Source organism: Stenotrophomonas sp. TWI1149, assembly GCF_039673155.1.
In the GTDB taxonomy this organism is placed as follows: domain Bacteria; phylum Pseudomonadota; class Gammaproteobacteria; order Xanthomonadales; family Xanthomonadaceae; genus Stenotrophomonas; species Stenotrophomonas maltophilia_AA.
The window spans coordinates 149307-172284 of record NZ_JBDJLB010000011.1 but is presented as its reverse complement, the minus strand read 5'-3'; the positions used below and the strand labels follow the sequence as shown (position 1 = coordinate 172284).

At 68.7% G+C, this 22978-nt stretch carries 19 protein-coding genes; 12 read left to right on the top strand and 7 right to left on the bottom strand.

Annotated elements, in window-relative coordinates; genetic code table 11:
• Positions 1-29 precede the first annotated feature (29 nt).
• The gene (rnd, locus tag ABE424_RS14100; protein WP_346492646.1) at positions 30-1112 is read right to left on the bottom strand and encodes a ribonuclease D; all 1083 of its coding nucleotides are present in this window, start codon (positions 1110-1112) and stop codon (positions 30-32) included.
• 208 nt (positions 1113-1320) lie between these two features.
• On the opposite strand from rnd, the gene ABE424_RS14095 reads away from it, so the two are divergent.
• The gene (locus tag ABE424_RS14095; RefSeq protein ID WP_346492647.1) at positions 1321-3195 is read left to right on the top strand and encodes a formylglycine-generating enzyme family protein; all 1875 of its coding nucleotides are present in this window, start codon (positions 1321-1323) and stop codon (positions 3193-3195) included.
• Positions 3196-3297: 102 nt separating this feature from the next.
• Entirely contained in the window at positions 3298-4200 is a 903-nt protein-coding gene (locus ABE424_RS14090; RefSeq protein ID WP_319624083.1) for a M48 family metallopeptidase, read from the top strand.
• Positions 4201-4230: 30 nt separating this feature from the next.
• Here ABE424_RS14090 and xseA read toward each other — a convergent pair whose 3' ends face one another.
• Both xseA and queG read right to left on the bottom strand, forming a co-directional pair.
• Positions 4231-5571, bottom strand: a complete 1341-nt coding sequence (gene xseA / locus ABE424_RS14085; RefSeq protein WP_319210540.1) for an exodeoxyribonuclease VII large subunit — start codon at positions 5569-5571, stop codon at positions 4231-4233.
• Between the two features lie 60 nt (positions 5572-5631).
• Positions 5632-6720 carry a tRNA epoxyqueuosine(34) reductase QueG gene (queG, locus tag ABE424_RS14080; protein ID WP_346478147.1) on the bottom strand — a complete coding sequence of 363 codons (1089 nt, stop codon included), beginning with the start codon at positions 6718-6720 and terminating at the stop codon, positions 5632-5634.
• Between the two features lie 72 nt (positions 6721-6792).
• Between queG and ABE424_RS14075 the strand changes: the two genes are divergently transcribed.
• From ABE424_RS14075 to ABE424_RS14050, 6 genes are all read left to right on the top strand, one after another.
• Positions 6793-8271: an NAD(P)H-hydrate dehydratase gene (locus ABE424_RS14075; RefSeq protein ID WP_346492648.1), complete on the top strand. Its 1479-nt coding sequence runs from the start codon at positions 6793-6795 to the stop codon at positions 8269-8271.
• 2 nt (positions 8272-8273) lie between these two features.
• Complete coding sequence (gene tsaE, locus ABE424_RS14070) at positions 8274-8756, top strand: tRNA (adenosine(37)-N6)-threonylcarbamoyltransferase complex ATPase subunit type 1 TsaE (protein ID WP_319210546.1); 483 nt, start codon at positions 8274-8276, stop codon at positions 8754-8756.
• Between the two features lie 88 nt (positions 8757-8844).
• Positions 8845-10446 carry an N-acetylmuramoyl-L-alanine amidase gene (locus ABE424_RS14065; RefSeq protein WP_346492649.1) on the top strand — a complete coding sequence of 534 codons (1602 nt, stop codon included), beginning with the start codon at positions 8845-8847 and terminating at the stop codon, positions 10444-10446.
• Positions 10447-10553: 107 nt separating this feature from the next.
• Positions 10554-12428, top strand: a complete 1875-nt coding sequence (mutL, locus tag ABE424_RS14060; protein ID WP_346492650.1) for a DNA mismatch repair endonuclease MutL — start codon at positions 10554-10556, stop codon at positions 12426-12428.
• Between the two features lie 10 nt (positions 12429-12438).
• Positions 12439-13380 (top strand): DUF1684 domain-containing protein, encoded by a 942-nt coding sequence (locus ABE424_RS14055; protein WP_346492651.1) that lies wholly within the window; start codon positions 12439-12441, stop codon positions 13378-13380.
• 2 nt (positions 13381-13382) lie between these two features.
• Positions 13383-14342 (top strand): TraB/GumN family protein, encoded by a 960-nt coding sequence (locus ABE424_RS14050; protein WP_346492652.1) that lies wholly within the window; start codon positions 13383-13385, stop codon positions 14340-14342.
• 122 nt (positions 14343-14464) lie between these two features.
• Here the strand turns inward: ABE424_RS14050 and phaR are convergent, their stop codons facing one another.
• From phaR to gluQRS, 3 genes are all read right to left on the bottom strand, one after another.
• Positions 14465-15016, bottom strand: coding sequence for a polyhydroxyalkanoate synthesis repressor PhaR (phaR, locus tag ABE424_RS14045; RefSeq protein WP_346492653.1), 552 nt, complete (start codon positions 15014-15016; stop codon positions 14465-14467).
• A gap of 132 nt (positions 15017-15148) precedes the next feature.
• Positions 15149-15889, bottom strand: coding sequence for an acetoacetyl-CoA reductase (gene phbB, locus ABE424_RS14040; RefSeq protein ID WP_152153448.1), 741 nt, complete (start codon positions 15887-15889; stop codon positions 15149-15151).
• A gap of 52 nt (positions 15890-15941) precedes the next feature.
• Positions 15942-16847: a tRNA glutamyl-Q(34) synthetase GluQRS gene (gluQRS, locus tag ABE424_RS14035; protein WP_346492654.1), complete on the bottom strand. Its 906-nt coding sequence runs from the start codon at positions 16845-16847 to the stop codon at positions 15942-15944.
• Positions 16848-16940: 93 nt separating this feature from the next.
• On the opposite strand from gluQRS, the gene htpX reads away from it, so the two are divergent.
• Positions 16941-17813 carry a protease HtpX gene (gene htpX / locus ABE424_RS14030; protein ID WP_346492655.1) on the top strand — a complete coding sequence of 291 codons (873 nt, stop codon included), beginning with the start codon at positions 16941-16943 and terminating at the stop codon, positions 17811-17813.
• A gap of 329 nt (positions 17814-18142) precedes the next feature.
• Here htpX and ABE424_RS14025 read toward each other — a convergent pair whose 3' ends face one another.
• Positions 18143-18970, bottom strand: a complete 828-nt coding sequence (locus ABE424_RS14025; protein WP_019182815.1) for an inositol monophosphatase family protein — start codon at positions 18968-18970, stop codon at positions 18143-18145.
• A gap of 119 nt (positions 18971-19089) precedes the next feature.
• On the opposite strand from ABE424_RS14025, the gene ABE424_RS14020 reads away from it, so the two are divergent.
• The 3 genes from ABE424_RS14020 (at position 19090) to ABE424_RS14010 (ending at position 22971) form a co-directional block, all read left to right on the top strand.
• Positions 19090-19863, top strand: a complete 774-nt coding sequence (locus tag ABE424_RS14020) for an RNA methyltransferase (protein ID WP_176989395.1) — start codon at positions 19090-19092, stop codon at positions 19861-19863.
• A gap of 94 nt (positions 19864-19957) precedes the next feature.
• Positions 19958-20848: a phosphate/phosphite/phosphonate ABC transporter substrate-binding protein gene (locus ABE424_RS14015; protein WP_194243668.1), complete on the top strand. Its 891-nt coding sequence runs from the start codon at positions 19958-19960 to the stop codon at positions 20846-20848.
• Complete coding sequence (locus ABE424_RS14010) at positions 20845-22971, top strand: EAL domain-containing protein (protein ID WP_346492656.1); 2127 nt, start codon at positions 20845-20847, stop codon at positions 22969-22971. Before ABE424_RS14015 ends, ABE424_RS14010 begins: the two co-directional genes overlap by 4 nt.
• The last annotated feature ends 7 nt before the right edge of the window (positions 22972-22978 follow it).

The window sequence follows — 22978 nt, the reverse complement described above, 5'->3', positions numbered from 1 at the left end:
GCAGTCGAGACTGCACCGATGCGTGCCGATCACTCCGCCGTCGGCAACAGCGCCGAGAGGATCGGCTCCAGCTGTGCCTGGCGCCAGCCCGCGAGCGCGGCCGGCCACTGGCGGCGCTCCAGATAGCTTTCCAGATGCTTGCGCGAGGCCAGCACGCCATCGGGCAGGCCGAGTTCGGCACTGCGCGCGGTGACGGCATCCTGCAGCCGCTTGAGGGCCTGCTTGTTGGCATCGTTGGCCGGCAGCGCCAGCGGTGCGTCGGCTTCGTCGGCAAGCGGGGTGATCAGTGCCTGCCATACCTGCGCGGCCAGCTTGCGGGGGGCCTTCGGGAAGCCCTCCATCAGCCTGGACAGCGCGTCCACATCGGCCGGCGGGGTGCGTGCGAGCACGGCGGCCAGCTCGTTGTCGAGCACCCAGCTGCGCGGTTTGTCACTGGCACGCGCCTGCACGTCGCGCCAGCGCAGCAGCCGCAGCAGACGCAGCTGCGCAGGGGTGTCCATGAACTGTGCCGAGCGCATCGCCACGTGCGGCCAGCGCTCTTCATCGTTCTCGACACTGGCGAGCAGGCGTTCGGCGTCATCCTGCAGCCACTGGCGGCGGCCCAGTTCTTCCAGGCGCGCGTCGATGGTGTCGTGGATCTGGAAGAGGTATTCGACGTCGTCGGCGGCGTACTCCAGCTGCGCCTCCGAGAGCGGGCGGCGCATCCAGTCCGAGCGGGTCTCGCCCTTGGCCAGGGTGACGCCGGTGACCGCGGTGACCAGTTTCTGGTAGCCCATGCCGCCGCCAATGCCGGCCAGCGACGCGCCGATCTGGGTGTCGAACAGCGGGCGCGGCAGCACCCCGCAGGCCACCTTGAAGGTGACCAGGTCTTCGCTGGCGCTGTGCATGATCTTGAGGATGGCGGTATCGGCCAGCCACGGCGCCAGCGCCTCGTTCATGCCGGGGATCAACGGGTCGATCAGCAGGATTTCGTCACCGACCGCCATCTGCACCAGCGCCAGTTGCGGCCAGTAAGTACGTTCGCGGATGAACTCGGTGTCCAGGCCGATGCGGGTGGGGCGCTGGCGGTAGCGCTCGTCCAGTTCCGCCGGGGTTTTGATCCAGTAAGCCACGTGGGATTCCATGTACTGCAAAGGGATGCTCAGGTCGGGGAGGATAGCCTAACCCCGTGTTACGGCCGGCATGCCGCCGCGCGGTGATGAACACCCGGGCCGTTGGCGGTCGCCGCCCACGACGGTGGCGATTATGATGATCCCCTGTCCGCGCCGTCGGCATGCCGCCTGGACTGCACTGCGCGCAGGCACACCCCGAGGAGTTCATTTGCGACCGTCAGGCACATTGCCGCTGCTGTTCACTGCACTGTTGGGCCTGCTGGCCGGCTGTTCGCCCGCGCCGGCCCCGGCGCCCGCGGCAACGCCTGCCGCCGTCCCGGCCAAAACAGCGGGCAAGGCGAGCGCGCCGGTGGCGCAGGTGACCATCGGCGGTGAGGACGCCGCCGAGACCGTGGAGCGTTGGCAGCCGCCTGCGGTGACCCTCGCCGAGGACGGGGTCGCGCAGGCCCGCCGGGATGCCGCACGCGCGTTCGAGGAAGACCGGCTGTACCGCACCGCCGAGGACGCGATCCCGATCTGGCTCGCGCTGCTGCAGCACGATCCCAAGGACCGCGCGGCCGAGGCCGGCCTGAAGCGCGCCCGGCAGCGTCTGCTGGAAGAGGCCTCCGTCTTGCTGGATCGCCCGCTCAAACAGCGCGAGGCGCTGGCCGAGGCCAGCGAAATGGCCCTGGTCCTGCTCACCCTGGCGCCGGACGATGCCAAGGTGCGCGAGCTGCAGTCGCGGGTGGAGATCGCCCAGCGCGTGGTCGCCTACAACCGCGCCGGCGAAGAGGATCTGCGTGCGGACCGGATCGGCGAGGACGGCGATGGGGCCATTCCCAATTTCCGCGAAGCGCTGGCGCTGGATGCCGACAGTTCGCGTGCCCGGCAGGGACTGGCAGCGGCCGAGAGCGCCCTGATCCGGCGTGCGGAAACAGCCGCGCGGGCCACCGATTTCGCCACCGCGGGTACCTGGCTGGCGGAAGCGGCCAAAGTCCGTGACTCCTCGATCACCATCGCCGATGCCTTCGAACGCATCGAGAAAATCCGCGCCGATACGCTGGCGCGGCTGCGCAACGAGGGCCTGCGCGATCTGGCCACGCCGCAGGGGCTCAAGCCGGCGCGGCAGAAGCTGGAGGATGCACTGCGCATCGCCTTGCCCGGTGATCCCGTGGTGGGCCAGTTGCGCGAGCGCATCGAACTGGTCACCCATTACGGCAGCTTCCGGCCGCGCCAGGTGTTCAGCGATGCGCTGCGCGATGGGGGCCGCGGGCCGCAGATGATCGTGGTGCCGCATGGCGGGTTCCAGATGGGCGCGGCCGAGAACGAGCTGGGCGCGACCGATGCCGAAAAGCCCTCGCATTACGTGCGCTTCGAACGCGGCTTCGCGATGTCGATCACCGAAGTGACCGTCGCCGATTTCCGGCGTTATGTGCAGGCCACCAAGGCCCGTCCCCGCGCCACGCGGCGCGGCCATTCGATCGTGTACGACGAGCGCAGCGGCAACTTCGTGCGGCGCAGCGGGGTGGACTGGCAGTCCGATTACAACGGCGCCGAGGCCATCGCCAATCTGCCGGTGATGCACGTCAGCGTGCGCGATGCCGAGAATTACGCCAGCTGGCTGTCCGAGCAGACCGGGCGCTCGTACCGGCTGCCCAGCGAGGCCGAATTCGAGTATGCCCTGCGCGCGGGCAGCAGCGGCCGCTACCCGTGGGGCGATGCGGGTACCCCGCCGGCGCGTGCGGGCAACTTCACCGGCGCCGAGGATGTCTCGCCGTCCGGGCGGCACTGGTACAACGCCTTCGTCGGCTATGGCGATGGGTATTGGGGGCCGGCGCCGGTCGCCAGCTTCGATCCCAATCCGTGGGGCCTGCACGACATCGCCGGCAACCTCAGCGAATGGGTGGCCGACTGCTGGCATGCCAGCTACCGGCGCGCGCCGTCCGACGGCGTGGCCTGGTTCAACCCGGGCTGCCGGCAGCGCGTGATCCGCGGCGGCAACTGGGCCAATGCGCCGGCCCAGACCCGCGGCGCGTGGCGGCAGTCGCAGGACTCGGATACCACCAGCGCACGGATCGGCTTCCGGCTGGTGCGCGGGATCTGACCGATCGCCCGTGCGGCCGGATTTCACCCGGCCGCACGGCGCGCGTTCTAGGATTGGCACAGCGTCGGGCAGGGTGCCACGGCCATCTCAGGAACCAAGCGCATGCGCAACGATCCATTCGGCGGTCAGCAGCAGGGCCGCGCCCGGCGGCCGGGCCTGTTCGGCAACATCCGCTGGTGGGTGCTGCTGGCGTTTGCCGGCTATGCGGCGTTCTATTGGTTCTCCAACCGCGCCGTGGATCCGTATACCGGCGAGAGCGTGCTGATCGACAGCTCGCTGGATGCCACGCAGGAAAAGGCGCTGGGCCTGCAGGCCTACCAGGAGATCCTGGCGCAGGAGCGGCCGCTGGATCCCAACGCACCGCAGTCTCGCGAGATCCAGGCGATCGCCCAGCGCCTGATCGCCAAGGTGGACGTGGTGGAAACCGCCCTCGCCGAAGAACATGGGCTGAAGCCGGCGCATTTCGCGCGTGATTTCGAGTGGGAGGTCAACGTGATTCCCTCCGACCAGGCCAATGCGTTCTGCCTGCCGGGCGGCAAGATGGCGGTGTACACGGGGCTGATCCCGGTGGCGCGCACGGTGGATGCGATGGCCGTGGTGATGGGCCATGAGATCGCGCATGCGTTGCTGCGCCATGGTGCCCAGCGCATGGCCCAGCAGAAGATGACCCAGATCGGGCAGATGGCCGGCGCCGCCAGCGGCATGGACCCGCAACAGCAGCAGATGATGATGTCGGCGATGGGCTACGGCTACCTGCTGCCGTACGCGCGCAGCCATGAAACCCAGGCCGATGAAGTGGGCCTGATGCTGGCCGCGGCGGCCTGTTTCGATCCGCAGGAGGCGATCCCGTTGTGGGAACGGATGGGGCAGGCCAGCGGCGGGCAGTCGACCTCGGAATTCGCGTCCACGCATCCCAATCCCGGCACGCGCATCCAGAACCTGCAGGCGTTGATGCCGAAGGCGATGGAGTACCGGCAGAAATTCTGCGAGAGCGCGGGACGCTGACCGCCAACGCCTAATCGGCGATGCGCTGGATCAGCGCGCCGGTTCGTTGACCGTTACGTCGATCACGCCGTCCTGCACGCGCGCCTTGAGCGTATCGCCCGGGCGCACCTGCAAGGGCGAGCGCACCAGGCTGCCATCGTCGTCACGGGTCAGGATCGCGTAGCCACGCGCAACCGTGGCCAGCGGACTGACCGCTTCCATGGAGCGGGCGAGGGCACGCAGGCGCAGGCCGTCGCGCTGCAGCTGGCGGCCGATCGCACTGTCCGCGCGCGGCTGCAGGCGCTGCAGGCGCTCACGCAGGGCGTCCAGCCGGCGCTGCGGATGGCCGCTGCGCAGTACGGCCGCGGCGTGGCGCAGGTGGGCAAGACGGTTCTGATGCTGCGTGGTCCAGGCCGCGTGCAGACGGCGCGCAACGTCCTGCTGCCGGCGCTGCAGCAGTTGCAGGCGCGACTGCGGGCTCTGGGCGTTGAGGCGGAGCAGGGCACGGTCGGCGCGCTGCATCGCCTGCCCCAGGCTGTGGCGCTGCAATTGCGCCAGGCGTGCATCGAGGCGACGCACGCGCAGCAGCAGGTCGCGCTGGTCGGGGACCAGCAGTTCGGCCGCGACCGAGGGCGTCGGCGCGCGCAGGTCGGCGGCGAAGTCAGCCAGGCTGAAGTCGGTTTCGTGACCCACCGCAGACACCACCGGGGTCTGGCTGGCCGCGATCGCGCGGGTCAGCTGCTCATCGTTGAAGGCCCACAGATCCTCCATCGAGCCGCCACCGCGGGTCAGCAGGATCACGTCGTAACGGCCGCTGGCATCGGCCGAGCGCAGCAGCGCGGTGAGCTGGGCGGCGGCGCTGTCGCCCTGCACCAGGCTGGGCAGCAGATCGACCTCGAGCATCGGGAAACGGCGCTCCAGCACGCTCAGCACGTCGCGTACCGCCGCGCCGGTCGGCGAGGTGATCACCGCCAGGCGACGCACATGCGCTGGCAGCGGCCGCTTGCGCTCGGGGGCGAACAGGCCCTCGGCCTCCAGGCGTGCCTTGAGCTGCTCGAAGGCGCGGCGCAGGGCGCCTTCGCCGGCTTCTTCCATGTGGTCGAGCACCATCTGGTACTCGCCGCGGGCTTCGTACAGGGTCAGCCGGCCACGCGCGAGCACGCGCATGCCTTCGCGCGGCACGAACTTCAGCCACTGGCTCTTGGGCTTGAACAACGCCGCACGGATCTGCGAGCGCGCATCCTTCAGCGTGAAATACATATGGCCCGAAGCGGGGCGCGTGACGCTGCCCAGCTCGGCCTCCACCCAGATCAGCGGGAACGCGCCTTCCAGCAGGTCGCGGGCCAGGATGTTGAGCTGGCTGGGCGTGAGAATCTGCGCGCTGCGGTCCATGGAGGGATCAGGCCAAACGGTACGGACGGGACACCATGGTCGCACGTCGGCGGGGATGCTTCATCCCGCCGTGGCGCGCGCGGCGTGCTGCTGCAGGGCCCAGGCCACATGCTCGCGCACGATCGCCGAGGGATGCTCGCGCCGTGCGTGCAGCGCGGCGAGTGTCTCGGCGTGGGTCGGCGCATTGCCCAGTGCCACGGCGATGTTGCGCAGCCACCGCTCATGCCCGCTGCGGCGGATCGGGCTGCCTTCGGTGCGGCGCAGGAACTCGTCTTCCTCCCAGGCGAACAGCTGAGCGAGCGAGGCGGTGTCCAGGTCGTTGCGCGCACGGAAATCCGGCTCGTCGGTGCGCTTGGCGAACTTGTTCCAAGGGCAGACCAGCTGGCAGTCGTCGCAGCCGTAGATGCGGTTGCCCATCGCCGTGCGCATCTCTTCGGGAATCGCACCGTCGTGTTCGATGGTGAGATAGGAGATGCAGCGGCGTGCATCCAGGCGGTGCGGGGCGATGATCGCCTGGGTCGGGCAAACATCGATGCAGCGCGTGCAGGTGCCGCAGTGCGCACTGGCCGGCGTATCCACCGGCAGCGGCAGGTCAATGTAGATTTCGCCGATGAAGAACCACGAGCCGCCCTGCTTGTCGATCAGGCAGGTGTGCTTGCCGATCCAGCCCAGCCCCGCGTTGCGGGCGAGTGCGCGCTCCAGCACCGGAGCCGAATCGACGAAGACGCGGTAGCCGAACGGCCCGATCTCGGCGGCGATGCTGTCGGCGAACTTCTGCAGCCGGTTGCGCATCAGCTTGTGGTAATCGCGGCCCAGTGCATAACGCGCCACGTAGGCGCGGTCGCCATCGTGCAGGGTGTTCCAGGCCTCGGCGTCGTCCTTGTGGCCGTAATCCATGCCGACCGAGATCACCCGCACGGTGCCCGGCAGCAGTTCGTCCGGCCGCGCGCGCAGCGTGCCGTGCCGCGCCATCCATTCCATCGTGCCGTACAGGCCCTTGCCCAGCCAGTCGGCCAGGTGCGCTTCGTCCTCGCGCAGATCGATGCCGGACACCCCGCAGCGCTGGAAGCCGTGCACACGCGCGATCGCACGAATGCGTTCGGCGGCGCGGGCCAGATGGACGGGGGCGGGCAGGGGGACGGCGGACATGGCCTGGGCGGAAACGGAGCCTGGGAAGGGCGCGGCAAGGCTGCGCCTGGGCGACAAGTATAGAATCCCGGCATGCCCGAGCTTGCTGAACTGTTCGATATCGCCGCCGCGCGCCGCCTGGATGCGCAGGCCAGTGCCCTGCGGGGCGATGGCGGTGCCTCACTGATGGAACAGGCCGGCCAGGCCGCCTGGCACTGCCTGCTGGAGCGCTGGCCGCAGGCGCAGCGGATCGGGGTGGTGGTCGGTGCCGGCAACAACGGCGGCGATGGCTACGTCGTGGCGCGCCTGGCCCGCGAGGCCGGCCGCCCGGTGACGGTGCTGCGGCTGGACACCGATGCCCCGGCGACGCCGTTGTCCCGGCAGGCCGAGCAGGCCTTCATCGCCGCCGGCGGTGGGGTGGAACGCTTCGATGGCCGCATGCCGGCGATGGACCTGCTGGTCGACGCGCTGTTCGGCATCGGCCTGAACCGCGCCCCGGCCGGTCCGGCGGCCGATCTGATCACGGCCATCAACGCGGCGGGCGTGCCGGTGTTGTCGCTGGACGTCCCCAGCGGCGTGGATGCGCAGACCGGCAGCGTGCCGGGCGTCGCGGTCCGCGCCACGCTCACGCTGCAGTTCATCGTGCGCCACCAGGGCCTTTACACCGGCGCGGCGCTGGAACATGTCGGCGGGCGTCGCCTGGCACCGCTGGAGCTGCCTCAAGCCGCTGCGGCAGGCGTGCAGCACAGTGCCGAGTGCTGGCAGCCATCGCGCCTGCGTGCGCAGCTGCCGGCGCGCCGCGCCAACACCCACAAGGGCGAATCCGGCCACGTGCTGTGCGTGGGCGGCAATCTCGGCAGCGGCGGGGCGGTGATGCTGGCCAGTGAATCGGCGTTGCGTGCCGGCGCCGGGCTGGTCAGCGTGGCGACCCAGTCACCGCACGTCGCACCGCTGCTCGCGCGCCTGCCCGAAGCGATGGTGCATGCCGTGCAGGACGCGCAGGAGCTGCAGTCCCTGCTGCCCCGTGCCGGGGTGATCGCGATCGGGCCTGGCCTGGGCCAGGACGACTGGGCGCACGAACTCTGGCGGCAGGTGCTGGCCAGCGGCAAACCGCTGGTGATCGATGCCGACGCCCTGAATCTGCTGGCCAAGGCGCCACGGACACTCAGCGACGCGATCCTGACCCCGCACCCGGGCGAGGCGGCGCGGCTGCTCGGGCTGACCACCGCGCAGGTGCAGGCCGACCGCTTCACGGCGGCGAACGCGCTGGCCGCGCGGTTCCACGCCGTGGTGGTGCTGAAGGGCGCCGGCACCGTGGTCGCCGCGCCCGACGCGCTGCCGCGGGTAGTGGCCGCCGGCAACCCCGGCATGGCGGTGGGTGGCATGGGCGACCTGCTCACCGGCATCATTGCCGCCCTGCGCGCGCAGGGGCTGGGCGCCTTCGACGCCGCCAGCACCGGCGCGCTGCTGCACAGCCTGGCCGGCGATGCCGCCGCCAGTGATGGCCAGCGGGGCCTGCTTCCCACCGATCTGCTGGCGCCGCTGCGCCGGCTGGTCAATCCGGACGTTTGAACATGATCGAGTTTTTCCTCGCGCAGACCGAAGACACCGACCTGCTCGGCCAATGGCTGGCCGCGACCCGGCCGCCGCAGGCGGTGATGCAGCTGCAGGGCGACCTGGGCGCCGGCAAGTCCACCCTGGCCCGCGCACTGCTGCGCGCGCTGGGCGTGCAGGGCGCGATCCGCAGCCCCACCTACACCCTGGTGGAGCGCTATCCGCTGGCCGACGGCCACGAGGCCTGGCACCTGGATCTGTACCGGATCGGCAACGCGCAGGAGCTGGATTTCCTCGGGCTGGACGAAGGCAGCGCCTCGCTGTGGCTGGTCGAATGGCCCGAGCGCGGCGCCGGCGCGCTGCCGCCCACCGACCTGGAAGTGGCCTTGGACATCCAGGGCCAGGGACGCCGTGCCCGGCTCACCGGGACCAGTCCGGCCGGTCGTGAATGGCTGCAACGGCTGCCTCAAGGGGGTGACTTGCAGGCCCTTTCTGTCGGCTGACACTAGGAAACACCGGCAGGTTACGGATTATTAAGGGAAAAGGAGTTGCATTTCATTCAGCGCGGTGATTGAATCCTGACCTATGCCAATGGGGAAATCTCTCGCTGCCCTCTGCACTGCCGCCGGACTCTGTCTGGCGAGCGCGCTGTCGTGGGCGGGCGAAGTCCGCCAGGTGGCCGTGGAGACCGGTGCGACCGGGACCCGTGCGGAGATTTCGCTGGCCGGCAGCGGCGGGTACAAAACCCTTTCCCTGGCCGGTCCGAACCGCCTGGTGGTCGATTTCCCGGACTCCAGCGCGATCCGCAACCTCAAACTGCCTGCGCCGAAGGGCGTGGTCACCGCGGTCCGCACCGGGCAGCCGGTGCCGGGCACGTTCCGCGTGGTGTTCGACCTGGCCGAATCGGTGGCGCCGTTCCGTCCGCAGATGATCAAGCAGGGCGATCAGTCGCGCCTGGTGATCGAGTGGCCGGGCGATGCGCCGGCCGCGACCACGGTTGCCACTGCGCCCGCGCCGATGCCGGCCGCTACGCCTTCGCCAGCGGCGTCGACGCCGGCCGCCGCGCCGGCACCGACCCCCGCGCAGACGGCCGCCCAGTCCGCACAGGCGCGCAGCGATGCCGCGCGCGCCACCGCCTTGCTGACGGCTTCGGTGCGCCAGCAGGCCAGTGCCACGGTCGCCACCTCGGCGCCTGCCCCGGGCCCGACGGCGACCACCGCGACCACCGTGAATGTCGCGGCCGCCGGCACCGCCAACGCGGCCAGCAACAGCGCCTCGCCAGCGGCGATCCTGGCCGGTCAGGCAACCGGCGCAGTGGTCGCCAGTACGCCGGTTCCCACGCCGGTGCCGACGCCGACCCCGGTCACACCGCAGGACAATCCGCGTCCGGCGATGCCCAGCGATGCCTCGCGGGTCAAGATGCGTGCCGGCATGCGGCCGCTGGTGATCGCGATCGATCCGGGCCATGGCGGCCAGGATCCCGGCGCGGTCGGCCCGACCGGCAAGCGCGAGAAAGACATCACCCTGGCGGTGGCGCGTGAACTGGCCCGCCAGGTCAACGCAACGCCCGGCCTGAAGGCCTACCTGACCCGCGACAGCGACGTGTTCATCCCGCTGCCGATGCGCGCGCAGAAGGCACGTGCGGCCAAGGCCGACATGTTCATTTCGATCCATGCCGATGCCGCGGAAAACCGTGCGGCGACCGGCTCGTCGGTGTATGTGCTCTCGACCAAGGGGGCCTCCTCGCAGCGCGCCCGCTGGCTGGCCGACAAGGAAAACGCCGCCGATCTGGTCGGTGGCGTACGCCTGCAGCAGACCGAAGGCACCCTGGCCAACGTGCTGCTCGATCTGGCCCAGAGCGGCTACATGAAGGCCTCCGAAGACGCGGCCGGGCACGTGCTCGGCGGCCTGAAGCGGATCGGCAAGAACCACAAGCCCAACATCGAACGCGCCAACTTCGCGGTGCTGCGCACCTCGGACATGCCGGCGATGCTGGTCGAAACCGCCTTCATCTCCAATCCGGATGAAGAGCGCCGCCTGATCGACCCGGCGTACCAGCGCCAGATCGCCGGTGCGGTGCTCGACGGCGTGCATACCTTCTTCAGCCGCCAGCCGCCGCCGGGTACCCTGTACGCCGCGCGCGCCCAGGCCGAAATCGACGCAGCCGGTACCGTGGCGGGTGGCAGCAAGTAACCCCTGCGGGTTGCATCGCCCGGCGCACGCTATCATCACGGGATGACGTCCGTTTCCCGCCTCCGCCCCGCCGCCCCGCCTGCCACCTCCGCTGCCGGGAGGTGCGCATGAGCATCCGCCAGCTCCCCGACATCCTGATCAACCAGATCGCCGCCGGCGAAGTGGTCGAACGCCCTGCGTCCGTGGTCAAGGAACTGGTCGAGAACGCGCTGGATGCGGGCGCCACCCGGGTCGATATCGACCTGGAAGAGGGCGGCGTGCGGCTGATCCGGATCCGCGACGACGGCGGTGGCATCGCACCGGAAGAACTCGCGCTGGCGGTGTCGCGACACGCCACCAGCAAGATCGCCAGCCTGGATGATCTGGAATCGGTGGCCACGCTCGGCTTCCGCGGCGAAGCGTTGCCGTCGATCGCCTCGGTGAGCCGTTTCACCCTGAGCTCGCGCCGCGCCATCGACGAGCACGGCTCCGCCCTGCAGATCGAAGGCGGCCGGCTCGGCGAAGTCACCCCGCGCGCACATGCGCCCGGTACCACGGTGGAAGTGCGCGAGCTGTTCTACAACGTGCCGGCGCGCCGCAAGTTCCTGCGTGCCGAGCGCACCGAGCTGGGCCATATCGAAGAGTGGCTGCGTTCGCTCGCGCTGGCGCGCCCGGATGTCGAGCTGCGCGTATCGCACAATGGCAAACCCTCGCGCCGCTACAAGCCCGGTGATCTGTATTCCGATGCGCGCCTGGGCGAGACGCTGGGCGAGGATTTCGCCAACCAGGCATTGCGCGTGGACCACAGCGGTGCCGGCCTGCGCCTGCATGGCTGGATCGCGCAGCCGCACTATTCGCGGGCCAGCACCGATCAGCAGTACCTGTACGTCAACGGCCGCTCGGTGCGTGACCGCAGCGTCGCGCACGCGGTGAAGATGGCCTACGGCGACGTGCTGTTCCATGGCCGCCAGCCGGCGTATGTGCTGTTCCTGGAACTGGACCCGACCCGCGTCGACGTCAACGTGCATCCGGCCAAGCATGAAGTGCGTTTCCGCGATTCGCGGCTGATCCATGACTTCGTCTACCGCACGCTCAAGGAAGCCTTGGCGGAAACGCGCGCTGGCATGACCGCGGCCGGTCCGCAGGTGCATGCCACCGAGAGTGTTGCCACTGCGGCGCCCGCCTACGGTCTGCCGTCTTCCGGCGGCACCGGCTATGCACTCGCCGGTAATGGAGCAGGCGGTGGTGGCATGGGTGGCGACTGGCGCCCGCAGCAATCACCGCTGGGGCTGCGCGTGGCCGATGCGCCATCCGCCTATGCAGCGCTGTATGGCGCGCCCGGCGAAACCCCGGCGGCGGGCAGCTTGCCGCCGATGCCGGCTGAAAACGGTCTGCCGGTGACCGCCGCCGACAGTGGCGTGCCACCGCTGGGCTATGCGATCGCGCAGCTGCATGGCATCTACATCCTGGCCGAGAACGCCGAAGGCCTGATCGTGGTGGACATGCATGCCGCGCACGAACGCATCGGCTACGAACGCCTGAAAACCGCGCACGATGGCATGGGCCTGCATGCGCAGCCGCTGCTGGTACCGATCACCCTGGCGGTGGGCGAACGTGATGCCGATACCGCCGAACGCGAAGCCGAGACCTTGACCTCGCTGGGCTTTGAAATCACCCGCGCCGGCCCGGGCTCGCTGCACGTGCGCAGCATTCCGGCGCTGCTGGCCAACGCCGAACCCGAGGCGCTGCTGCGCGACGTGCTGACCGACCTGCGCGAGCATGGCCAGAGCCGGCGCATCGCCAGTGCCCGCGACGAATTGTTGTCGACCATGGCCTGTCACGGTGCGGTGCGCGCCAACCGGCGCCTGACGGTGCCGGAAATGAACGGACTGTTGCGCGACATGGAAATCACCGAACGCTCGGGTCAGTGCAATCACGGCCGACCGACCTGGGCGCGTTTTTCACTGGCGGAAATCGACCGCTGGTTCCTGCGCGGACGTTGAGGGGAAGGTCATGGGGAAGCACTGGGGAGTGTGGGCCGCCGCGTTGCTGCTGGCAGTGGGCGTGTCCGCATGTGGCGGCGGGAACGAGGCGGCGCCGGCCAAGGTCGCCATCGATCCGGCCTTCGAAGCCGGACAGCAGCAATGGCGGCAACAGCGCTACGAGGAACTGCATGCCGCCGATGGCTGGACCAGCCTGGTCGGCCTGCATTGGCTGGAGCACAAAGCGCATTACATCGGTCGCGGGCCCGGCAGTGGCATCCGCCTCGCCGTGGGCCCGGACAAGCTCGGCATGGTCGCGCGTGAAGGCACGACCGTCTGGTTCACGCCAGAGCGTGGCGTGCCGATGCGCGTGGACGGCAAACCGGTCACCGGCCGCATCCGCTTCTTCAGCGATCGTGATCCCACCCCGACGGTCATCGCTTTCGACGATGACAAGGGCCGGCTCAGCCTGATCCATCGAGGCGAGCGTTTCGCACTGCGGGTCAAGCATGCCGATGCGCCGTCGCGGACGAACTTCACCGGCCTGACTTACTGGCCGGGCGGTCCCACGTGGCGCGTCACCGCGCGCTTCGTGCCGCATCCGGCCGGCAAGACGCTGCCGATCGTAGACATCACCGGGCTGACCACCAACATGCCCAATGCCGGCGCGCTGGAATTCGAGCGCGACGGCCGCACCTGGCGGCTGGAAGCGATCGGCGAACCGGGCCGCGACCTGTTCGTCATCTTCGGCGACCGCACCAGCGGCCACGGCAGCTATCCGGCGGGTCGTTATCTGGATCTGCCCGCGCCCGATGACCAGGGCCGCGTGGTGATCGATTTCAATCACGCCTACAACCCACCGTGCGCGTTCACCCCGTTCGCGACCTGCCCGCTGACGCCCCCTGAAAACCGCCTGGACCTGCGCGTGGACGCGGGCGAGCAGGCGTACCACGCTCCCGAAGGAGAGGTTTGAACATGTCGATGTTGTCGCGCCTGTTGTCCCCGATGCTGATCGCCGCGGGCCTGTTGATCGGTGCCGGTGGTGCCGCCGCACGCCCGGCCGCGCCCGCCGCGCCCGTGGCCAAGGCCACCCCGCCGGTTCCGCTGCTGTGGAAAGTGACCGGCCCCGGCGACAGCCGCCTGTACCTGCTGGGCTCGTTCCACCTGCTGCAGCCCAGCGACTACCCGCTCTCGCCGGACGTCGACGCCGCGTTCGCGGCCTCGCAGCGCGTGGTGTTCGAGCTGTCCCCGCTGGACATGGAATCGCCGCAGCTGGCGCAGAAAATGGTGCAGGCCGCGGTGCGTACCGATGGTTCGGAGCTCAAGCGCGATCTGGATGCGGCGACCTGGACCAGGCTCCAGGCCTACGCACAGGAGAACAAGCTGCCGCTGGCCCAGTTGCAGGGCATGAAGCCGTGGTTCGTCGGCCTGACCATCACCCTGAGCCAGTTCACCAAGATGGGCCTGGACCCGGCGCTCGGGCTGGATCGTCATTTCATGACCCGCGCCGCGAGCGCAGGCAAGGCGACCGACGGGCTGGAGGACATCGACACCCAGGTCGCGGTGCTGTCGGGGATGTCGGCCAAGGAACAGCAGCAGATGGTGGCCGAGGCGCTGGAGCAGGCCGGCAAGGGCGACGAGATGGGCCGCAAGCTGCACGATGCCTGGCGTCGGGGCGACGACAAGCTGCTGTGGACCTCGATGGCCACCGAAATGCGCGGCCAGTACCCGCAGCTCTACAAGCGCATCAACAGCGACCGCAACGACGCCTGGGTGCCCAAGCTGCAGCAGCACCTGCAGGCCGGGCAGGGCGGCACGATGGTGGTGGTCGGCACCCTGCATCTGCTGGGCAACGATGGCGTGGTCGAAAAGCTGCGGGCCAAGGGCTACAAGGTCGAGCGCGTCTGCACCGGCTGCGCCAAGCCCAAGCGCTGATGCGCGCGGGCTGGACGGCGACAGGGCCGACCGGCCGGCGACGCTGACGTCGCCCGGCCCCTGAACGAAAAAAGGCGCGGCCCGTAGGCTGCGCCTTTTCTCTGTGTGCGGGGACCGCGGACTCAGCGGCGGGTCTTGCCCGCGCCCGGTGCCGGGGTTTCCGGCTTCTTGCCGGTACCGGTACCGGTTCCCGTGCCTGTGCCGGTCCCCGTTCCAGTGCCACCCGGGCGGCCGCCGAAGCCGGTGCCCATGTTGCGCTGGAAGTCCTGCCACATTTCCATGTTGCGCTCGGTCAGCTGGTTCATCATCGCCCACGGGGTCTGGCCGAGGAGATTGCCCATCTGCTGGCGGAACTGCTGCTGCTGGTCCAGGAAGACCTGCATGCTGCGCTCCAGGTAGTTGCCCATGAAGCCCTGCAGCGAGTCGCCGTAGAAGCGGATCAACTGGCTGAGCAGCTGGGTGGACAGCATCGGTTCGCCGTCCTGCTCCTGGTCGGCGATGATCTGCAGCAGCACCGAGCGGGTCAGGTCATCGCCACTCTTGGCGTCACGCACCTCGAAGTCCTCGCCATCCAGGATCAGCTGGCGCACATCCTCTATGGTGATGTAGCTGGAGATTTCCGTGTCGTAGAGCCGGCGGTTCGGATACTTCTTGATAATGCGGGTCGCAGCCATGAAGCAGTCACTCATCACAGTAGGCGCGCAGCATGGCGCAGTGCAGCAGCCTATGCAACCGCCATAGGTAGCAAGGGGCCGCATTTATGTTGCGCAACATGGGGTGCAGCAAATTCGCCCTTCTCCGGGGCCTTACCACCCCATGTGGTGGCCGCCGTTGATGTCCAGGTTGGAGCCGGTGATCCAGGAGGCTTCGTCGTTGACCAGGAAGGCCACCGCATAGGCGATCTCTTCCGGCTTGCCGAGGCGGCCGGTGGGGATGTCGGCAATGATCTTGGCACGCACCTCGTCCGGCACGGCCATGACCATGTCGGTGGCCACATAGCCGGGCGAAATCGTATTCACGGTGATGCCGAAGCCCGCATTCTCACGTGCCAGCGAAATGGTAAAGCCGTGCATGCCGGCTTTGGCGGCGGCGTAGTTGGCCTGGCCGTACTGGCCCTTCAGGCCGTTGATCGAGCTGATCTGGATGACCCGGCCCCAGCCGCGGCGGCGCATGCCCTCGATGACCGGGCGGGTGACGTTGAACACCGAGTTGAGGTTGGTGTTGATCACATCGTGCCACTGGTCCGCGCGCATGCGGTGGAACGTGGTGTCGCGGGTGATGCCGGCGTTGTTGATCAGGATCTCGACCGGGCCCAGCGCCGCTTCGACGGCCTGCACCATGCTCTCGGCGGTGCCGGGGTCGGACACATCGCCGGGGAAAATCGCCACATCGCAGCCGCGGGCCAGCATCTTCTCGCGCCAGGCCTTTGCTTTTGCTTCGTCACGGTAGTTGGTGGCGACCCGATGGCCCTGGTCGGCCAGACGTTGGCAGATGGCAGTACCGATACCGCCGGTACCACCGGTGACCAGTGCGACGCGAGATGTCATGAGCAGCTACTCCGAAAGGCAGGGCCAACAAGGGGAAAACGATTCTGCAACATCAGCGGGCAAAAGGGGCAGCCTCGCCAGCCGCGTGCAGGGTTGAAATGTCACCCGGTGGCAACCGTGCCGGATCGAAGCTGGCGGCGGCCTGCCGCAGCCAATGGTCGACCTCGTCGACCGCCGCGCCGATGGTCGGGTCCTGGCCCAGCTGCCGCCACGCCTGGCGCAGGGCCGGCAGCGGTTGCGCGGGGTCGATCGGCAGCGCTGCCTCGGACTTGGACAGCTTGCGCCCGTCGGGGCCGAGCAGCAGTGGCAGATGCAGGTAGCGCGGCGTCGGCAACCCGAGCGCCTGCTGCAGCAGGATCTGGCGCGGGGTCGAGTCGAGCAGGTCGGCCCCGCGGACCACGTCGGTCACCTGCTGCGCGCCATCGTCGACCACCACCGCCAGTTGGTACGCCCAGTAGCCGTCGGCCCGGCGCAGCACCACATCGCCGACCTCGGCATGCACGTCCTGGACGACCGTGCCCTGCAGGCCGTCATCGAAGCGGACCACGCTGCCCGGTGGCACCCGCAGCCGCACGGCAGGGTGCGCGCGTTCGGCGCGGGCCACGCAGCGGTGGTGGATGCCGCCCTGCGCGGCCAGCTCGCTGCGGCTGCAATGGCAGACAAACGCCTTGTCCTCGCGCAGCAGCTGCTCCAGCGCCGCCTCATACAGCGCGTCGCGCCGGCTCTGATGCACCACCGGCCCGTCGCTGACCAGTCCGCAGGCGGCCAGCATGGCCAGCTGGCCGCTCACCGCGCCGGGCACCGTTCGAGGAGGATCGACGTCCTCCACCCGCACCAGCCAGCGGCCGCCGGCGTGGCGCGCGAGCAGCCAGCTGCCCAGCGCCGCCAGCAGGGAGCCGGGGTGCAGGGGGCCGGTGGGCGAGGGCGCAAAGCGCCCGCAATAGGAGGGATCGGACATGGACTATGAATCGTCGGTCAGTTTGCGACTTGAATTCAAGCTGAAGTCACCGCAGATTTGCACTCATCAACCTCCCACGAGCGTCCTTTTCCCATGTTCAGTCGCATTGCTCTCTTCCTTCTGACCAACTTTGCGGTGCTGATCCTGGCCGGCATCGTGATGTCGATAGTGGGTGTCGATCCCAACCAGATGAGCGGTCTGCTGGTCTTTGCGGCCATTTTCGGCTTCGGCGGCTCGTTCATTTCACTGCTGCTGTCCAAGTTCATGGCCAAGCGCTCCACCGGCGCGGTGGTGATCACCGAGCCGCGCAACCAGACCGAGCGCTGGCTGCTGGCCACCGTGGAACGCCAAGCCCGCGAGGCCGGCATCGGCATGCCCGAAGTGGCGGTGTATGAAGGCCCTGAAATCAACGCCTTCGCCACCGGCGCCAACCGCAACAAGGCCCTGGTCGCGGTCTCCACCGGCCTGCTGCACAACATGAGCGAAGACGAAGCCGAAGCCGTGCTCGGCCATGAAATCGCCCACGTCGCCAATGGCGACATGATCACCATGGCCCTGCTGCAGGGCGTGCTCAACACCTTCGTCATCGTCCTCGCCCGCATCGTCGGCGGCTTCATCGACAGCGCCCTGTCCGGCAACCGCGAGGGCGGCGGCCGCGGCTTTGCGTACTACATCATCGTGTTCGTGCTGGAAATGGTGTTCGGCCTGTTCGCCACCATGATCTCCATGTGGTTCTCCCGTCACCGCGAATTCCGCGCCGATGCCGGCGGTGCCCACCTGGCCGGCCGCCAGAAGATGATCGCCGCGCTGGAACGCCTCAAGGTCAACCACGGCCAGAGCACCCTGCCGACCCAGATCGCCGCCTTCGGCATCGCCGGCGGCGCTGCCAAGAAGCTGTTCATGAGCCACCCGCCGCTGGACGAGCGCATCGCCGCGCTTCGCGCCGCCAACAACACCGTGGTGTAACCCACACCGCAGTGCGCTGACCAGAACGCCCGGCTTTCGCCGGGCGTTTTTTGTTGGCGGGCAGGTGCCCCCAGTGGACTCAGCAGCACGAGTTCTTCCATCCGCCACATCGAGATCTGTCGAGAGGCCGGTGGGTAGCCTGGGCCAAGACCGTCAGGGCGCCATGGATGGCGCCCACGAGCCCCCAGGATGGGTTGACGGCGCGTCTTGGCCCAGGCTACCCACCGGCCTCTCGCCCCCGGCAATGGAACGGCTGCCTCTGCCTCTGCCGCTGCAAACGCAGACGGCGCCCGAAGGCGCCGTCGTCATGCAGATCGCAACCCGCCCGATCAGAACTTCGCGTCGAACTCCGCCGCGTAGCCGGTATTGACCAGCACCTTCTGCAGCGCATCGCTGATCTTCACGTTGCCCGCGACGATCTGCTGGGTTTCCGGACCCCGGCTGTCCATGCGGGCCGGGGTCGCGCCCTTGAAATCGCAGACCCGGCCACCGGCCTCACGGACCAGCAGCACGCCGGCTGCGATATCCCATGCCTTCACGCCGGCCTCGAAGTACGCATCGGCGCGGCCACAGGCGACATAGGCCAGATCCAGCGCCGCCGAACCGGTGCGACGCACATCTTCGGCCTGCACCAGCAGCGCATCGACGGCCTTCAGCTGCGCACTCGTGCGCTGGCGCTCACGCGGGGCAAAGCCGGTATGGATCATCGCGCCGCCCAGATCCTTGCGCTCGGCAATACGGATACGGCGGTCGTTGAACACCGCGCCCGCGCCACGGCTGGCGGTGAACAGCTCATTGCGGAGCGGATCGAAGATCACCGCGTCGATCGGCTCACCGTTCTCGACCAGGGCGATGGACACGCAGTAATGGGGGAAGCCGCGCAGGTAGTTGCTGGTGCCGTCCAGCGGATCGATGACCCACATGTAACGGTTGACCGACTGCACGCCACCTTCCTCACCCATGATCCCGTACTCGGGATAGGCGCGCTTGAGTTCCTTGACGATGACCTTTTCCGCATCTGCATCGACTTCACTGGCATAGTCCATGCGGCCCTTCTGCACGACGTTCAACGCCTCGAGCTTGTTGATGTTGCGCAACAGGACGTTGCCGGCGAGGCGGGCGGCCTTGACCATGACGGTGACGGCGGGTTTCTGCATGGCGAAAAGCTCCCGTAAAGGCAGAGTAGGGGTTTGGCGGGGGAAAAGAGCGGTCCCGGCGCAGAGGCCGGTCGCACAGTTTACCATTTGTCGCTGTCCTGCTCCCATTTGGCCTGTTCATGTCCGTTGAAACCGCTCCCGCCCGCATCCGTTTCGTCCTGGTCGGCACCCAGCACCCCGGAAACATGGGGGCGGCCGCGCGTGCCATGAAAACCATGGGCCTGGGCCGCCTGGTCCTGGTGGCCCCGGAAAAACCGCTGGATGAAGAGGCCTTCCGCCGCTCCGCCGGTGCCGAAGATGTCCTCGGTGACGCCCCGGTCGTGGCCACCCTGGCCGAGGCCGTCGCCGATTGCCGCTTCGTGCTGGGCTGCACCGCCCGCTCGCGTCGGGTGCAACTGGAAGAACTGCTGCCGGCCGTGGCTGCCCAGCGGGTGCTGGCCAAGGCCGCCGAGCCGGCCGAAGTCGCCTTCGTGTTCGGCCGCGAGCGCACTGGCCTGACCAATGAAGAGCTGCAGCTCTGCCATGCGGCCGTGCACATTCCCTCCAACCCAGAGTTCAGTTCCTTGAACCTGGCCGCCGCCGTCCAGGTGCTGGCCTATGAAGTGCGCATGGCCATCCTCGGCGCCGCCGAGGCCCCGGTCGCTGCCCCGGCCGAGCCCGGTTTCGGCGAAGCGCCGGCCAGCCATGCCCAGGTCGAAGGCCTGTTCGGCCAGCTCGGCGATACCCTCGATGAGATCGATTTCCACAAGGGCCGTGCGCCCGAATCGGCGATGCGCAAGCTGCGCCGCCTGTTCCTGCGGACGGAACTGAGCGAACAGGAAGTGCGGCTGCTGCGCGGCATCCTGTCCGACGCTCAGCGGATGGCGCGGTTGGCAACGAATAAGCCCCTGTAAGCTGACGCAGTTCTCATTTTTTCGGGTAGTCTGTCTCGATTCCTTGGGGGGAGTGATGGGCTTGTCGAGACTGCGAAGGCTGCTGCAGAGCGTAATGCTGTGTCTGGCCATCGCCGCGATGACCGGTCCGGCGCTGGCCGGACCCGCCCACGTCCTGGTGCTGGGACGGATCAGCGACGACCCGAAGTCACACTATGCGCAACTGCAGCCCCTGCTCGATTACGTGATCCCCCGCATGCACGACGTCGGCATCACCGAAGGCCGCATCCTCATGGCACGCGATGCCCAGCAGATGGGCAGCTACCTGCGCCGTGGCCGGGTCGACTGGGTGACCGAAACCTCCGGTACCGCCGTGGCCCTGGGGCTGCGCAGCGGCGCCAGACCGCTGCTGCTGACCGAGCGCAGCGGCGTGCGCGACTACCACACCGTGTTCTTCGTGCGCCGCGAGAGTCCCATCCAGACCCTGGAAGACCTGCGCGGGCACACCCTGGCCCTGCAGAACGTCGCGTCCACCAGTGCGTATCTGGTGCCGGTCATGACCCTGCTGCAGCATGGCGAAACGCCGGAGATCCTGGCCTCGATCGGTGATGTCGCCGCGCCGGATACGGTGGGCTACGTGTTCGCGCGGTCGGAGTCGAACATCGCCACGTTCGTCCACAAGGGGCTGGTCGACGCCGGGGCGGTGAGCAGCGTGGACTGGTCCGATGGCAAGCGCATACCGGCCAATTTCCTGCGCGATTTCCGCGTCATCCATCGCACCGCGCCGTATCCGCGGGCGGTCGAGATGGTGCGCGAGGGCCTGGACCCGCAGGTGCGCGACCGCCTGCAGCAGGTGCTGCTGGACGCCGCATCCGATCCGCAGGCCCGGCCGGCATTGAAGACGTTTTTTGGTACTTCCGGGTTCCACCGGGTGGATGCGCAGATGCAGCACCGGCTGGATGAATTGAAACAAGGCTTGACGCGCGTGCGGATGGAAGTGGAATGAGTCGCTTGGGTTCCGGAATGCAGGCCCGCTTCGTGCTGGCGATGGGCGGCGCGATGCTGGTCGTGGTGGCGATCGTGGCCGTGGTGCTGGGGCGCCAGGCCACGATGCAGGATGAGGTGCAGCACCTCAGTGGCACGGTCATCCATGACCTGTTCGACCGCAGCGTGCGCAGCCGGGGCGAAGCGCTGGCGCGTGAGCTGTCCGATGCGCTGGCCAACCCGCTGTACTACAACGACCTGGAGCAGGTTGGGGCGCTGGTGCGCAATACCTCCCGGCAGCAGGTGGTGCGTTATGTGCTGGTGTTCGACGACCAGGGCCGGCTGATCCACGATGGCACGGTGGACGTGCTGGAGTTCGGCCAGCCCATGACCGACCCGCTCGCGGCGGGCGCCGCCGGCGCACGCGAGCTGGTGGTGCAGGCCTCGCCCAAGGTGCTGGACAACGCGATGCCGATCATGATCGGCAACCAGCGGATCGGCGGGGTGCGCGTGGGCATGGCGCTGGACGATGTGCAGGCGATGGAGCGGCAGGCCAACCAGACCCTGGGCGATCGCCTGCAGCAGGTCGGCAAGCGCCATCTGGGGTGGCTGCTGCTGATGCTCGGCCTGCTGATCGGGATCGGCGCGGTGGTGATCATCTACGTGCAGCGCACGCTGGTCACGCCGATCCGCTGGCTGGCCGGTGCTGCCCGCCAGATCGAGGCGGGCGATTACACCCTGCGGATGCCGGAGAGCCGCCGGCAGGACGAGGTCGGCGAGTTGATGCGTGCGTTCGACCGCATGAGCCAGGCGATCGCCCGGCATGACCGCGAAGTGCGGCACATGGCCTATACCGATGCGCTGACCGGCCTGACCAACCGGCTGGCGTTCCGCGAGGCGCTCGATCATCGCCTGATGGCGGCGCGCGCCTCCGGACACCGGCTGGGGCTGCTGTTCGCCGACATGGACGATTTCAAGCGGGTCAACGACACCCTGGGGCACGAGGCCGGCGACGAGGCGCTGCTGCAGTTCGCGCAGCGGATCAGCGCGGCGGTCGCCCAGGCCGGCGGCGACGAGGCGCTGCTGGCGCGCTTCGGCGGCGATGAGTTCGTGATCCTGATCGGTGAGGGCGATGTCGCCGCCGGGGCCCGCGAACTGGCCGAGATCCTCGTGCGCGAACTGGGCAAGCCGCTGGTGGTGCAGGGCCGGGAGTTGTTCCTCGGCACCTCGATCGGCGTGACCCTGTTCCCCGACGATGCCGCCGATGCCACCACGCTGCTGAAGAACGGCGACATCGCGATGTACCAGGCCAAGATGGCCGGCAAGAACTGTTACCGCTATTACAGCCGGGCGATGGACCATGCGGTCGAGCGCCGCGTGCACATGGAGCAGGAGCTGCGCGGTGCCTGGGAGCGCGGCGAACTGCGCCTGGCCTACCAGCCGATCTTCCGCACCCGCGACCGCCGCATGGTCGGGGTGGAGGTGCTGCTGCGCTGGCAGCACCCGACCCTCGGCACGATTCCGCCCTCGGTGTTCATCGAAGTGGCCGAGCAGAGTGGCCTGATCGAGGTGATCGGCCCCAAGGTCCTGCGCGCGGCCTGCACCGAGGCGGTGCAATGGCCGGCCGGCGTGGACGGCGAGGGCCTGTTCGTGTCGGTCAACGTGTCACCGCGCCAGCTGCGGGGCGGGGAACTGCCGACCCTGGTCGCCGACTGCCTGCGCGATACCGGCCTGCCGGCCTCGCGCCTGCACCTGGAGCTGACCGAAACCGCGGTGATCGGCGATGAAATGCTGGCTGCGGCGCTGCTGGACAAGCTGCACCGGACCGGCGTCAAGGTCTGGCTGGATGATTTCGGGACCGGCTTCTCGGGCTTGAGCCACCTGCGCCAGGTGCCGGTGGACGGGGTCAAGATCGACAAGAGCTTTGTCGCCGACATGCAGCGCGACCCGGACGACCTGGCCCTGACCACGGCGATCATCGCCATGGCCCATGCGCTGGGGATCACCGTGGTCGCCGAAGGCATCGAGCAGGAAGTGCAGTTCGACCTGCTGGCCCAGCGCGGCTGCGACCTGGCCCAGGGCTACTGGCTCAGCCACCCGGTCAGCGCGACCGAGGTCGTGCAGCTGCTCGAATCGGGTCGCTGATTAACAA

Bases quoted from the DNA above. Each gene is read 5' to 3' on its own strand.
- ABE424_RS14090 (WP_319624083.1), top strand. From the start codon at position 3,298: ATGCGCAACGATCCATTCGGCGGTCAGCAGCAGGGCCGCGCCCGGCGG.
- ABE424_RS14065 (WP_346492649.1), top strand. From the start codon at position 8,845: ATGGGGAAATCTCTCGCTGCCCTCTGCACTGCCGCCGGACTCTGTCTG.
- ABE424_RS14010 (WP_346492656.1), top strand. From the start codon at position 20,845: ATGAGTCGCTTGGGTTCCGGAATGCAGGCCCGCTTCGTGCTGGCGATG.
- htpX (WP_346492655.1), top strand. From the start codon at position 16,941: ATGTTCAGTCGCATTGCTCTCTTCCTTCTGACCAACTTTGCGGTGCTG.
- ABE424_RS14055 (WP_346492651.1), top strand. From the start codon at position 12,439: ATGGGGAAGCACTGGGGAGTGTGGGCCGCCGCGTTGCTGCTGGCAGTG.
- phbB (WP_152153448.1), bottom strand. From the start codon at position 15,889: ATGACATCTCGCGTCGCACTGGTCACCGGTGGTACCGGCGGTATCGGT.
- ABE424_RS14025 (WP_019182815.1), bottom strand. From the start codon at position 18,970: ATGCAGAAACCCGCCGTCACCGTCATGGTCAAGGCCGCCCGCCTCGCC.
- queG (WP_346478147.1), bottom strand. From the start codon at position 6,720: ATGTCCGCCGTCCCCCTGCCCGCCCCCGTCCATCTGGCCCGCGCCGCC.
- mutL (WP_346492650.1), top strand. From the start codon at position 10,554: ATGAGCATCCGCCAGCTCCCCGACATCCTGATCAACCAGATCGCCGCC.
- ABE424_RS14015 (WP_194243668.1), top strand. From the start codon at position 19,958: ATGCTGTGTCTGGCCATCGCCGCGATGACCGGTCCGGCGCTGGCCGGA.
- gluQRS (WP_346492654.1), bottom strand. From the start codon at position 16,847: ATGTCCGATCCCTCCTATTGCGGGCGCTTTGCGCCCTCGCCCACCGGC.
- ABE424_RS14020 (WP_176989395.1), top strand. From the start codon at position 19,090: ATGTCCGTTGAAACCGCTCCCGCCCGCATCCGTTTCGTCCTGGTCGGC.
- ABE424_RS14050 (WP_346492652.1), top strand. From the start codon at position 13,383: ATGTCGATGTTGTCGCGCCTGTTGTCCCCGATGCTGATCGCCGCGGGC.
- phaR (WP_346492653.1), bottom strand. From the start codon at position 15,016: ATGGCTGCGACCCGCATTATCAAGAAGTATCCGAACCGCCGGCTCTAC.
- ABE424_RS14075 (WP_346492648.1), top strand. From the start codon at position 6,793: ATGCCCGAGCTTGCTGAACTGTTCGATATCGCCGCCGCGCGCCGCCTG.
- tsaE (WP_319210546.1), top strand. From the start codon at position 8,274: ATGATCGAGTTTTTCCTCGCGCAGACCGAAGACACCGACCTGCTCGGC.
- xseA (WP_319210540.1), bottom strand. From the start codon at position 5,571: ATGGACCGCAGCGCGCAGATTCTCACGCCCAGCCAGCTCAACATCCTG.